The sequence below is a fragment of the Vibrio sp. T11.5 genome (assembly GCF_027587155.1).
In the GTDB taxonomy this organism is placed as follows: Bacteria; Pseudomonadota; Gammaproteobacteria; order Enterobacterales; family Vibrionaceae; genus Vibrio; species Vibrio neptunius.
Window position 1 is genome coordinate 187,746 of sequence record NZ_JAPPTP010000008.1, and the last position, 12,843, is coordinate 200,588.

12 protein-coding genes are annotated in these 12,843 nt (G+C 45.0%); 9 read left to right on the forward strand and 3 right to left on the reverse strand.

Annotated features, from left to right (window positions below; genetic code table 11):
- Positions 1-353: 353 nt before the first annotated feature.
- The 3 genes from OH455_RS11120 (at position 354) to OH455_RS11130 (ending at position 3,739) form a co-directional block, all read left to right on the forward strand.
- A complete protein-coding gene (locus OH455_RS11120; RefSeq protein WP_269981408.1) occupies positions 354-1,559 on the forward strand; it encodes an aromatic amino acid transport family protein in 1,206 nt (401 codons plus the stop codon).
- 145 nt (positions 1,560-1,704) lie between these two features.
- Positions 1,705-2,841: a peptide-methionine (R)-S-oxide reductase MsrB gene (msrB, locus tag OH455_RS11125; protein ID WP_269981409.1), complete on the forward strand. Its 1,137-nt coding sequence runs from the start codon at positions 1,705-1,707 to the stop codon at positions 2,839-2,841.
- Between the two features lie 160 nt (positions 2,842-3,001).
- Positions 3,002-3,739: a MipA/OmpV family protein gene (locus OH455_RS11130; RefSeq protein WP_269981410.1), complete on the forward strand. Its 738-nt coding sequence runs from the start codon at positions 3,002-3,004 to the stop codon at positions 3,737-3,739.
- A 51-nt stretch (positions 3,740-3,790) separates the two neighbouring features.
- On the opposite strand, the gene dbpA is transcribed toward OH455_RS11130, so the two are convergent.
- Together dbpA and folE are read right to left on the reverse strand one after the other, a co-directional pair.
- Positions 3,791-5,167, reverse strand: coding sequence for an ATP-dependent RNA helicase DbpA (gene dbpA, locus OH455_RS11135; protein ID WP_269981411.1), 1,377 nt, complete (start codon positions 5,165-5,167; stop codon positions 3,791-3,793).
- 112 nt (positions 5,168-5,279) lie between these two features.
- Positions 5,280-5,933: a GTP cyclohydrolase I FolE gene (gene folE / locus OH455_RS11140; RefSeq protein ID WP_269981412.1), complete on the reverse strand. Its 654-nt coding sequence runs from the start codon at positions 5,931-5,933 to the stop codon at positions 5,280-5,282.
- Positions 5,934-6,196: 263 nt separating this feature from the next.
- Between folE and moeA the strand changes: the two genes are divergently transcribed.
- The 5 genes from moeA (at position 6,197) to OH455_RS11165 (ending at position 10,319) form a co-directional block, all read left to right on the forward strand.
- Positions 6,197-7,432, forward strand: a complete 1,236-nt coding sequence (moeA, locus tag OH455_RS11145) for a molybdopterin molybdotransferase MoeA (RefSeq protein ID WP_269981413.1) — start codon at positions 6,197-6,199, stop codon at positions 7,430-7,432.
- 11 nt (positions 7,433-7,443) lie between these two features.
- The gene (moeB, locus tag OH455_RS11150) at positions 7,444-8,193 is read left to right on the forward strand and encodes a molybdopterin-synthase adenylyltransferase MoeB (protein ID WP_269981414.1); all 750 of its coding nucleotides are present in this window, start codon (positions 7,444-7,446) and stop codon (positions 8,191-8,193) included.
- Positions 8,194-8,494: 301 nt separating this feature from the next.
- Positions 8,495-8,815, forward strand: coding sequence for a hypothetical protein (locus tag OH455_RS11155; protein WP_269981415.1), 321 nt, complete (start codon positions 8,495-8,497; stop codon positions 8,813-8,815).
- 73 nt (positions 8,816-8,888) lie between these two features.
- On the forward strand, positions 8,889-9,719 hold the full coding sequence (locus tag OH455_RS11160) for a sulfurtransferase (RefSeq protein ID WP_443088599.1): 831 nt from the start codon (positions 8,889-8,891) through the stop codon (positions 9,717-9,719).
- Between the two features lie 465 nt (positions 9,720-10,184).
- The gene (locus OH455_RS11165) at positions 10,185-10,319 is read left to right on the forward strand and encodes a hypothetical protein (RefSeq protein WP_269981417.1); all 135 of its coding nucleotides are present in this window, start codon (positions 10,185-10,187) and stop codon (positions 10,317-10,319) included.
- 50 nt (positions 10,320-10,369) lie between these two features.
- Here OH455_RS11165 and OH455_RS11170 read toward each other — a convergent pair whose 3' ends face one another.
- The gene (locus OH455_RS11170) at positions 10,370-11,350 is read right to left on the reverse strand and encodes a sugar-binding transcriptional regulator (protein WP_269981418.1); all 981 of its coding nucleotides are present in this window, start codon (positions 11,348-11,350) and stop codon (positions 10,370-10,372) included.
- Positions 11,351-11,803: 453 nt separating this feature from the next.
- Between OH455_RS11170 and tal the strand changes: the two genes are divergently transcribed.
- Positions 11,804-12,754 (forward strand): transaldolase, encoded by a 951-nt coding sequence (tal, locus tag OH455_RS11175; RefSeq protein ID WP_045977037.1) that lies wholly within the window; start codon positions 11,804-11,806, stop codon positions 12,752-12,754.
- The last annotated feature ends 89 nt before the right edge of the window (positions 12,755-12,843 follow it).

Genomic DNA, 12,843 nt, shown 5'->3' on the forward strand with positions numbered 1-12,843 from the left:
TGACCTCCTTAATTACAAACAACTTTATAGACCTGTTTTCAAGTCTCAACATGAATATAAGGCCTATTGCTCCTTTTTAAACCACTTATATGACAGTTTTTTGAAAGAACAAAGTAAATAATCAATGCGATATGATTTTTGTCCCAAGTAAACGTTTGCATTGCCAATTCTAATCTAGATCGAGACCTTTCGTAAACAAAACAATACACACATGGTTACTTAAATGTACATTTCACTTGAAATTATCAGTTTAATTCCACAAAATGCCCTAAACATAGATTTTGTGCACTGATTTATGCATTTTTTCTAGTTTTAAAATCCATACCAAACCAAAAACGTAAAGAATATTATACATGACAAAATCAAAGGTTCTGGGTAGTACTTTGATCATCGCCGGCACGACTATCGGTGCAGGCATGCTCGCTCTACCTCTTGCTTCTGCCGGATTAGGCTTCACGACTTCACTCATCATCATGGTCGCACTATGGGCATTAATGGCTTATACCGCTCTATTGATGGTCGAACTCCACCAACACGCAGAAGCGAGTGCAACACTTCATACTCTTGCCAAGCAGTTTCTGGGGCAAAAAGGCAAATGGGTAGCCAGTTTTTCTATGCTGTTCTTGTTCTACTCACTTTGTGCAGCATACATAGCAGGTGGCGGTACACAATTTGGTGAACGCATTTCGCAGTTTACGGGTCTTGAAATCACGTCAACGACCTCAACCGTCATCTTTACGCTAGTAGTCGCCGCTGTGGTAACCATTGGCACTGGTACAGTCGACAAAGTGAATCGCGTACTGTTCACGATCAAACTAATCGCGATGGCGATGGTTCTGACCTTCCTTGCACCGAATGTGACTGAGTCGTACCTACTGAGCATGCCTGTTGAACAAGGCCTTGTCGTCGCAGCTATTCCGGTTATCTTTACGTCTTTCGGATTCCACGGCAGTATCCCTGCTATCGTGAACTACCTAGATGGCAATACACCTTCACTGCGTAAAGCCATTATTGTTGGCTCTTCTATTCCTTTGATCATTTATGTTTTCTGGCAAATTGTAACCCTTGGTGTGGTAAGCCAGGATGCGTTGGTCGATAACCAAGGCCTAAGCGGGCTGATTTCAACGCTGTCGACCAAAGTTCACCAGTCAGGCCTTGGTCAGACAATCGGTGTTTTTGCTGACTTAGCGTTGCTGACTTCTTTCTTGGGCGTGAGTTTAGGTCTGTTTGAATTCCTAGGCGATAGCTTCAACAAGAACAAAACCGCTTCTAGCCGCATCGTCATTGGTGCTATTACCTTTGTCCCGCCAATGGGCTTCGCCCTGTTCTACCCACAAGGCTTTATTATGGCTCTTGGATACGCAGCGATTGCGCTAGCGATTCTAGCCATATTCCTGCCTATTATGATGGTCAAGAAAGCTCGTGTTGCTGAGGAAACTCAAGGTGGCTACCAAGTGTTTGGTGGTACAGCAGGCTTGATGATCAGCGGTACAATTGGCTTTGTCATCATCGCAGCCCAACTGCTCATCACTATGGGTATTTTACCTTCACTAGGCTAACTTCACTTCTTCATTTCAAGGGCAGCTTTTAAGCTGCCTTTTTACTTTCTAAACGAAAAATCTCTAGAAAAATGCGATCCAATGCAATTTTTCCTACGAATTGCCTTTCTTATCAATCAAAGACAAAGCAATCGAAGAGGTTGATATGAAAGTGAAGTCTAAGATAGTGTTTGCCGCTATTGCCCTAACCGCTGTGCTCGCGTCGTTTTTTGGCACAGCAAATAGCGACGTAACAAGAAGCTCGGCTTATGGCGACTATCAGGTCGCTACATTAGCGGGTGGCTGCTTCTGGTGTACAGAATCCGACTTGGAAAAATTACATGGTGTTATCGATGTCGTTTCTGGTTATGCCGGTGGCGAGCTAGAAAACCCGACCTACCAGCAGGTCTCTTCTGGTAAATCTGGTCATATTGAAGTGATCGAAGTAAAATATGACCCAGAAGCCGTGAGTTACGAACAAGTCCTTGACCAATTCTTCCGTCATATAGATCCAACAGACAACCAAGGATCCTTTGTTGACCGTGGTCCTCAGTACCGCCCTGCGATTTTCTACCATAACGATGAGCAAAAGCAGATCGCAGAAAACTTTATGGCAGAAATCGAAGCACTCGGTATTTTCAAAAAGCCGCTAAAAACCGAGCTGATTGAGTTCACCAAGTTCTGGCCAGCAGAGAACTATCATCAGGATTACTACAAACGTAACAAGATCCGTTACAACTACTATCGTTACGCATCAGGCCGCGATCAGTATCTGGATGACATATTTGGTGATGATCGAGAAAAAAATCCTAAGACGCTGCGCCAGCTGATTGATGATCACAAGGCCGTTTTAAACGTAAAACCTTACAGCAAGCCTTCTGAAAAACAGATTGAAGCTAAGTTAACCGATCTCCAGTATTACGTTACTCAGGAAGAAGGAACCGAACGAGCTTTCAGCAACGAGTATTGGGATAACAAACAACACGGTATCTATGTTGACATCGTGTCAGGTGAGCCTCTGTTTTCTTCTACTGATAAGTACAAGTCGGGGACAGGCTGGCCGAGTTTTACCAAACCTATTAATGAGGCGTACATCGTCACTAAAACGGATTTCCATTTAGTCTACCCAAGAACAGAAGTGAGAAGCCGATTTGCTGATTCTCATTTGGGCCACGTTTTTAAAGATGGTCCCGCGCCAACGGGCCTGCGCTATTGCATGAATTCAGCCGCCATGAAGTTCATTCCGGTCAATGAACTGGAAGAACAAGGTTACGGTGAGTACATGTACCTATTCGACAGTTAATCCATCCAAACAGTCGATACCAAAGCCAACCTAAACAATGGTTGGCTTTTCTTTTTCCTGATGCTGTTAAACGCATAACTTATGCGCTTTTTCTCTAATCATTGCTGCAATGCCAACATCGAAAATCCGTTCTTCTTTTGAGTCGATAAGGAGAACCTTTATGAACTTACAACAAACGACCACCCTACTTGCCGCATGCACAGCATTAACCGCTCTTAACACGTCAGCACAAGAACAATATTATGAGTTCGGCTTTATCGGCGCGAGCGGCGCCTATGGCCAGTCAGTTTATTCTGACAATGGTGGTGGCTCACTTTCCCTTGAACCCAACGTTTTTTACAACGGCGAGTACGGATTCGTTGATGGTAGCCTAGTGAACATCTCTGTTCTCCCGTATGTAGGGATTTCAGGTCAGTGGCGATTCGCTGAAGTTTCGGATGATTTTGATGATATTCCCAACGGGATAGACGAACGCGATGGTAACGGTGAACTGGGTGTAACCATTGGTACAGTCGGCGCTCGGCTCACTTACTTGCATGATGTGACTAACGAGCATGATGGTTATGAAGTTCAACTGCATTTAGGGCGAACCCTTGATCTTCCTTTTGAGCAATTTACGCTAACGCCTTACGTTGAAGTCGATTTTCGCGATAGAAAGCTCTCGCAGCATCTCTATGATATCTCAGCTCAAGAATCCGCTGCGTCAGGTCTGAACACATACAGCTCTGGTAGCAATTGGGTTTATCAAACAGGTCTGATTGGCATCTACACCATAACCCCAGATTGGTTAACGCTCGCAAAGTTTGAGTTACAACATCATGACTCGGACAGCCCGTTAATTCAAAGCGATCTCGGCTGGTCTGTAAGCCTTGGGGTTACTTACAAATTTACGCAGTAGCAAACGAAAAAAGCCTCCGGTGCGGAGGCTTTAAAAAACTTAGTGGAAACGTTACTTCATCACACGAGCTTTAAAGTTACGCCCTTTCATTTTACCGTTTTGAAGCTGCTTCAATGCTGGCTTTACAATCTCGTGTTCAACAGCCACATAAGAGACCATCGGAAGAATGTTGATCTTGCCAATTTTCTTCCCATCCAGTCCAGCCTGTTTCGTTAGAGCACCTAATATGTCCCCTGCACGAACTTTCTGCTTCTTACCGCCAAGGATCTGAATCGTCTGCATTTTAGGGTAGAAAGGCCTTTCTACTGGTTTTTCTGGTAGTACAGCTGGAGAGATCGCGATATCCATGTATTCATCAATACGTGCGACACGATATTCTTCTTTCTCACTGTAGAAGCTAAACGCTACACCTTTAGAGCCGGCTCGACCAGTACGGCCAATTCGATGGACATGCACTTCAGGGTCACGTGACAATTCAAAGTTGAACACAGCATCAAGGTTGTCAACATCAAGGCCACGCGCTGCTACGTCCGTCGCTATAAGAATTGAGACACTTTTGTTAGCAAACATGGTTAATGCCTGTTCGCGTTCACGCTGCTCCATATCACCATGAAGTTCGACAACGCTAAACCCACGGTGGTTTAGCTCATCGGTCACTTTCTGGACTTCTTTCTTTGTGTTACAGAACACAACTGACGACTCAGGTTTGTGTGTCAATAATAGCGCTTCCAGAGCATCATCACGCTCTTCTGTTGTATTTAACTTGTAGAATCGCTGCTCGATGGTGGTTGTCTGATGCGTTGATTCCACATTGATCATTTGAGGATCACGCATCACTTTAGATGCTAAAGACTCAATGTTTTTCGGGAACGTCGCACTAAACAATAAGGTTTGTCTGTCTTGAGGTGCTTCGTCAATAATTGCGTCAATAGCCTCTTCAAAGCCCATTTCCAACATTCGATCAGCTTCATCCAGAACCAAAGTGTTCATCTCAGCTAGATTGATACGACCTTTAGAAAGGTGATCCAAAATACGCCCAGGCGTACCCACCAAGATATGCGCGCCATGCTCTAACGAGCCAATTTGAGGCCCCATCGGCATACCACCACACAAGGTGAGAACTTTGATGTTATGAATGCCACGTGCCAATGTACGAACCTCTTTCGCTACCTGATCGGCAAGCTCGCGAGTTGGGCACAGTACTAAGGTCTGAACACGGAAGCGTTTAACGTTCAAGTTACTCAGTAAGCCAAGAGTAAACGCCGCTGTTTTGCCCGAGCCTGTCTTGCCCTGGCCAATCACATCTTTACCTTCAAGAACAATTGGCAATGCCTGCTGTTGTATCGGCGTCATTTCAGTGTAGTTGAGGCTGTTCAGTGTTTCTATCAGTTCACTTCTAAGATTCAGGCTCTTAAATGAGGTTGTCACAAGTGTATCCTTCAAGGATGGCTAACGAATGTGGATCCGTAAGCAGTTAAAAAGTAAAAACCGCTTCAACAAGGAAGCGGTTTTGAATAATCCGTAAAGCGTATCGGCCGCTCTAACGAATTCCGTGTAGGAACTCGTGGCGCGTAGCCGGGTTGCTCTTAAAAATACCACCTAACGCAGTGGTGGTGGTTTCGCTTGTTGCATCCATCACCCCACGAGATTTCACGCAATAGTGCGTGGCATCAATGGTGACTGCAACATCATCAGACTCTAGCAGAGTTTGCAGTGCGATCAGAATTTGTTGAGTCATGCGCTCTTGCACCTGAGGGCGCTGTGCAAAGAAACGAACGATGCGGTTTATCTTGGACAAGCCAATGATTTTTCCGCGCGGAATATACGCCACAGTCGCACGGCCATCAATCGTTACTAAGTGATGCTCACAAGTGCTTGTCAGTGTGATGCCTTTTACGCGCACCATTTCACTCACGTCCATCTTGTTTTCAATCACCGTGATTTTTGGGAAATTGGTGTAATCAAGACCAGAGAAAATCTCGTCAACGTACATCTTTGCAATGCGATGCGGCGTTTCTTCAAGACTGTCATCGGTAAGGTCCAGCTCAAGAAGAGAAAGTATTTCACGCATATGGTACTGAATCTTTTCTTTTTTCTCTTCACGACTGATTTGGTTTGGCGACATTGGTGTCTCCAAACCGCGGCTTTCTAGCGCATCTTTTACCAACTTCGCGGATTCGCTAAGACCTGACATTCCACTTCCTCTTACATAACCTTGCCGTTTATACTTCAACCACTTGATTTGATTGAGGCGACAGACAAACTCTTGGCTCACCACTGAGCAACTTAACATACCCGTAAATAAAGGGATTTACCCATTTCGGATGGCCGACAAGGATACTCGGATTTTTGAATAATTACATCCATATTTTATCCGTGGTCATTATTATGACTACGATTTCTATGATAAAGTGATTTTCATTAAAAGCTAATATAATAACGATTTAGGACACTATTATGGGTTGCTGTGATGCTCCTGGCTTAATGCCAATCGAAGAAGCGATGGAACAAATGCTGTCGCCAATAAAACCAATCCAAACCACCTTACAGCTGCCTCTTGCCGAAGCCATTGGCTATGTTCTTGCTGAAGATATACTTTCCCCTATTTTCGTTCCGCCTTTTGATAACTCAGCAATGGACGGATACGCAATTCGTATTGCCGACTTAAACAACAATAATGTTCTGCCTTTGGCGGGTAAATCTTTTGCAGGCCAACCTTTGGAGGGCGAATGGCCCAAAGGCACTTGCGTTAGAATTATGACTGGCGCTCAAATTCCTGAAGGCTGCGATGCCGTCATCATGCAGGAAAACACTGAGCAGACAGAGCAAGGCGTGAAGTTCAATCAGACCGATGTGAAGCCGCAGAATAACATTCGCCCTACAGGTGATGACATTCGCAAAGATGACGTGGTACTGCCTAAAGGCGCGCGCCTTACCGCGCGAGATATCCCGATGATTGCCACTTTGGGTATCAGTCATGTCACTGTCGTTCGTAAACCTCGTGTTGCCTTCTTCTCTACAGGAGACGAACTCAAGCCCCTTGGTGAACCTCTCAAAGCTGGCCAAATATACGATAGTAACCGTTACGGCATAAAACCTCTGATTGAAAACTTCGGCTGTGAACCTGTCGATCTTGGTATTATTCCTGATTGCCCGGAAGAGCTAAAAGCAACGTTTGAAAAAGCGCAGACTTTAGCTGACGTTGTTGTCACATCGGGTGGTGTGAGTGTCGGTGAAGCCGACTATACCAAAGACATATTGGAACAACTCGGCCAAATCGGCTTCTGGAAGCTTGCCATCAAGCCGGGTAAGCCATTTGCATTTGGCAAGTTATCGACCGCTTGGTTCTGCGGACTTCCAGGTAACCCAGTGTCAGCAGTGCTAACAATGTACGTTCTTGTTCAGCCTATGTTAGCGAAACTTGCCGGACACACTGAATGGAAAGCACCTGAATCCATTCCAGCTATCACTCGCAGTGCATTTAAAAAAGCACCGGGACGCACAGACTATCAACGCGGCGTTTACACCATCGAAGATGGCAAGTTTGTTGTAGAAACAACAGGAAACCAAAGTTCAGGAGCTTTCCGCTCTATGAGCTTGGCAAATTGCTTTGTCGTTTTGGAACGTGAGCGTGGCCGTATTGAAGTCGGTGAAACCGTGAATATCCAGTTGTTCAATTCAACCCTATATTAGGAGTGAGCACATTGGAGATCCTTTCCGATCAAGAAATGCTTCGCTACAACCGTCAAATTATCCTGAAGCAGTTTGATTTTGACGGCCAGGAGGCACTAAAGCAAAGCTCGATTTTGATTCTTGGTGCTGGTGGGCTTGGCTGCGCGTCAAGCCAATACCTAGCTACAGCAGGGGTCGGCTCTCTGACCTTAATTGATGATGACGTTGTAGAACTGTCTAATCTGCAACGCCAAGTACTTCATCATGATGGCGACGTTGGTAAGAAGAAAGTCGTCTCTGCCTCTGAATCTTTGCAACAGCTGAACCCTCACCTACAAGTGCGAACGATAGCTCAACGATTGAGTGATGAGGATTTAAAAACCGAAATTGAGACGCATACATTAGTGCTTGATGCATCGGATAACGTGGAGACTCGGAATCAGCTTAACCGCCTCTGCTACCAGTTAAAAACACCACTGGTTTCAGGTGCAGCAATAAGAATGGAAGGTCAAATCAGTGTTTTCACTTATCAGGATAATGCACAACCTTGCTACCAATGTTTAAGCGCACTGTTCGGCTCAGCAGCATTAAGCTGTGTTGAAGCTGGAGTCATGGCGCCAGTTGTCGGCATCATCGGTGCGGTACAAGCTATGGAAGCGATCAAAGTTATCGCCAATTATGGACAGGCGAAAGAAGGCAAGATTCTACTTCTTGATGCGATGACCATGTCATGGCGAGAAATGAATCTGATGAAAATGCCGAGTTGCCCCGTCTGTAGCTAAGCTCACCATGAACGGCCAGGAGTACAAAGGTTATTAGGATCTGTTGACCTTTTGAGCTGATTTTTGCAGCAGTTTGTGGGTTCTTTATACAAGGCAGAGGGTTTGAAATGTAGTTGCCCTACCTGATAAGCCGATAACGCAGTAGAAAGGAACCACAAACGCTGCCCAGAGGGTTCGGCTAAAAGCGTTTTACTCTTTGTTGAGAGGTGTTTTGCTTAGGTCACTAGGCGACAAACCTCTCGCCGCGACTAAAACGCTTTTATCTCGAACAAAATTTAACCGCAAAAGGTCAACAGACCCTATGAACAACCCGAAAATATTTCTGGCCGCCCTGCTCCTCTTATCTCTGGTCTTGCTTGGATTGATAGCGCTCAATAAGCCAACGCAAACCACTAGAGTTCAAGCGCTTGTCTTAACTCAAACTCTCACCCAGTCACTTGATGGAAATCGACGCTTTCTGAATATTGAATTTAGCGATGGTGAGAAAACTATGATTAGCATCCCGCCTCAAACTGAATGTTCTGCCAATTCCATCGTGGAACTTGACAAGAAATCCGCACTCTTTTCTGACGCTATCAGCTATCGCTATGTACAATGCTACACCTATACAAATAAACATTAGCAGTCCCTGTTGTGACCTCTAAAGCCCTATTGTAAATTAGTTGCATAAAATTCATAAACTTATATAAGGAAGTATTATGTCACCCTTGATCACTCCAAAACAGCTCGCTGAACTACAACAAACGGATAAGTTGGTTGTACTAGATACAAGTATTGAATTTCAGATCCCATCAGAACCGGAAAAAGACAATCAGAACTTAATTCCAAATACTATTCGCTTTGATTACGACTCTGTGTTTTGCGATCCTGACGCTTCGCTTCCTCATATGATGCCTTCAGAAGATCGCTTCAACCAGCTAGCTAAAAGCATTGGCCTGCATCAAGATTCAATCATTGTGGTCTACGACAACAGTGGGACGTTTGCTTCTCCGCGCGCATGGTGGATGCTAAGAGCAATGGGACATAAAGAAGTGTATATCTTGAATGGTGGCCTGACTGAGTGGAAGCTAGCTGGATATGACACTGTCACTTCTTACAAAAAGGCCGCTACTGAAGGTAACTTTAACGGCAAGCTCGACCCTTCTTTCTTTGTTGATGCGCAATACGTACTTGACCAAATCTCGAACGCATCCAACCAAACCGTTGACGCACGCTCTCATGCGCGATTCAATGCGCAAGTCACCGAGCCAAGACCTGGTGTGCGAGCTGGCCATATTCCAAATTCAATATGTCAGCCTTTCGCTGAGTTGATGGAAGGCCACAAACTCAAACCTATTAGCGATCTAAAATCAATCTTGGAACGCTCAATGGATAGCAGTAAATCTCAACACATTTTCAGCTGTGGCTCAGGTGTGACGGCAGCGATTGTTCTTCTCGCTGCACAACTTTGCGGATATCAAAACCTTTCAGTGTATGACGGTTCGTGGACCGAATGGGGCGCAGACGACAGTTTACCGATCAGCTAGCGTTCATTTCACATAAAAGGCAGCAATAACGGCTGCCTCTTCTTTTTTACTGAACATACAATCAAAAAAGCCTAAGTATGTCGCTGACTTGAACGCGTTTGGCCGCTTCAGCTTCTATTCTCTACTTTCCAATTATTTTCGAACAGGCCATTGACGAATAAAGATGTCGTCGGTAGAGCGCCTATATCAAATCGAAAACGCGCCTTAGCTCCATGGTAGCCTTCAAGATTTTGACGATTTACTATGTAAATCCGAGTACTAATTAGGTCATGTATATCGATTCTATTGGCTTGCAACACACCACGCACATTTTGCTAAGCCAGTATAATCTGATCCTCAGCATTCTCCGGCACTTTGCTAAGCTCATTAATACCCAATTGCCCTGCGATGTGAAATCGTGTCGAGCCTGATGGAATTATGTGCTGACCTATTCTCGCCGTTGAAGACGACTTAAAGGAAGGCAAGTTGACGCAACTAAAAACGGATGGGATGAGCCTTAAAGCGTCAGTCTTAGCTGTACACAACTACGGCTTGCAGATGCCCGCTAGAATTCGGGCATTTATGGGTTTCGTAAAAGAAAAAGTAAAGGACAAATTATAAGAGAACCCCGAGGAGATGACTTGTGCTTTTGGGCGAACAATCTCTCGCGGTCATTTCATTTGCTCATCTAGGTTGAGTACAGTGAGTGCGTTGCTTACGCTGGTGGCAATCACATCAATCACACCTGTTCTCAGCGCGCCAAGCATCGCCAATGGCTTACTGTTCTCGGCTGCAATGGCAATCACTTCTGAAATGGGTCGAAACTCTTCAATGCTTAAACCAATGACACGATCACTCATGACGGTCTTGGCAGACTGCCCCTTAATATCGAAGAAATCGTAACCTGCAAAATCACCAACAACCCCTTGAAGCATGCGAGATTGAACCACTTCATCTGCTGTAAACCAACCCAAGTCAACCATATAGCTGTTCTCACTCATATCGCCAATCCCGACCAAAGCGACATCTGCCTTACGAGCGAGATCCAGCGTTTGCTTTACTGTCGCATTCTGCATAAACGCGTGTTTCTGTTCTGGGTTTTCTGCGTATGCAGGAGCGTAAAGCGTTTCTGATGTACCGCCATAGCTCTTGGCAAATTGTCGACAGATATGATCAGCGTTAAACATACCGCCGCGAGGGTGAATCCCGCCGATACCACAGACAAACTTCACATCTCGTTGAGGAATAACGCCAATATGACGGGCAACCGCGGAAACATTCCTTCCCTGACCGACAGTCACAACAGACCCATTTTGAATAGAGCTGGCCATGTACTTGGATACTAACCCTGCCACTTGCAAACGTTGCTGCTCTTCACTCGGCTGATCAAGCGCAACCAAAGCGCGCTTAACGCCAAACCTTTCAATTAGTCTTTGCTCGATCTTGGCACTGAATACGGGGTGATATTTGACGGTAATCTCAACGATACCTTCATCACGAGCCTGCTTTAGCATCCGCCCTACTTTGGCCCGCGATACAGAAAACTTCTTGGATATTTCTTCCTGGGTTGCTCCGTCCTGATAATAGGCAACGGAGATTTCGGTAAGTAGATCAGCGCTGTCATCAGACATATCTTGTTGTGACTTGCTCATTTTGCTTGGGCTCCTATAGGAGAAAATACCTATTACATCTGCTCAGTGCTGTAGCATATGTCATCACTATAGATAATTGCAACATTTGCTCACCACTGCGACAAATTCTCAGGCTATTTATTATGCTCTGCATATTCTCCCCAACCCTTGCCATGCCTTGGCAAACGTTTAAATCGAATAGCCGACAAAAGCAATTGGAAAAATAGTTGATGAACATCACCATAACCTTCAATTAGCGATTGACATTCTGTCTGGATGAGATAAATATGAACCCATCATTTACTCATCGTGAGAGCAAATGTTCACAGCAAGTGCTCTCACGCTGAAATTTATTCCGGTTAGTTGATTTAATGAACTCGGAAAGGGTTAAAAAACGATTAGCTAACTCGCTTGCAATTGCACCACTCACATTAACTGTTTTGATGTGAGCGCCCATTAAATAGGATGATCGAAATGAGCAACAAATTAGAGCAACTTCGTAAACTAACGACTGTCGTAGCAGACACTGGTGAAATCGATGCGATTAAAAAATACCAGCCAGAAGATGCAACGACTAACCCTTCTCTGATTCTTAAAGCCGCTCAAATCGAAGAATACGCGCCTCTTATCGACGCTTCTATCGAATACGCAAAATCTCAAAGCAGCGACAAAGCTCAGCAAGTACAAGACACTTGCGACATGCTTGCAGTCAACATCGGTAAAGAAATCCTAAAGACTATCCCTGGTCGTATCTCTACAGAAGTAGACGCTCGTCTTTCTTACGACATGGAAGGCAGCGTTGCTAAAGCACGCCAGCTAGTAAAAATGTACAACGATGCGGGCATCACTAACGATCGCATCCTTATCAAACTGGCTTCAACTTGGGAAGGTATCCGCGCAGCTGAAATCCTCGAGAAAGAAGGCATCAACTGTAACCTGACTCTACTATTCTCTTTTGCTCAAGCTCGTGCATGTGCTGAGGCTGGCGTATTCCTAATTTCTCCATTCGTTGGTCGTATCATGGACTGGTACAAAGCGAAAGAAGGTCGTGACTTCGAAGCTCAAGAAGATCCAGGCGTACTATCTGTAACTAGCATCTACAACTACTACAAAGAGTACGGCTACAACACAGTAGTTATGGGTGCAAGCTTCCGTAACATCGGTGAGATCCTAGAGCTTGCTGGTTGTGACCGTCTAACTATCGCTCCTGCTCTTCTTGCTGAACTAGAAGCCGCTGAAGGTGACGTGGTAGAGAAGCTAGTTGACTCTAAAGGTGCTAAAGAGCGCCCTGCTGCTATGACTCACGCTGAGTTCCTATGGGATCACAACCAAGATGCAATGGCCGTTGAGAAGCTAGCTGAAGGTATCCGCAACTTCGCTGTTGACCAAGGCAAACTTGAAGCGATGATCGAAGCTAAGCTTTAATCTCAAATTATTTAAAAAAGGGGAACGTTTGCGTTCCCCTCTTAATTTTCCTTTCTAGAATTTAATAATATTCGGTATTTATTATGGAT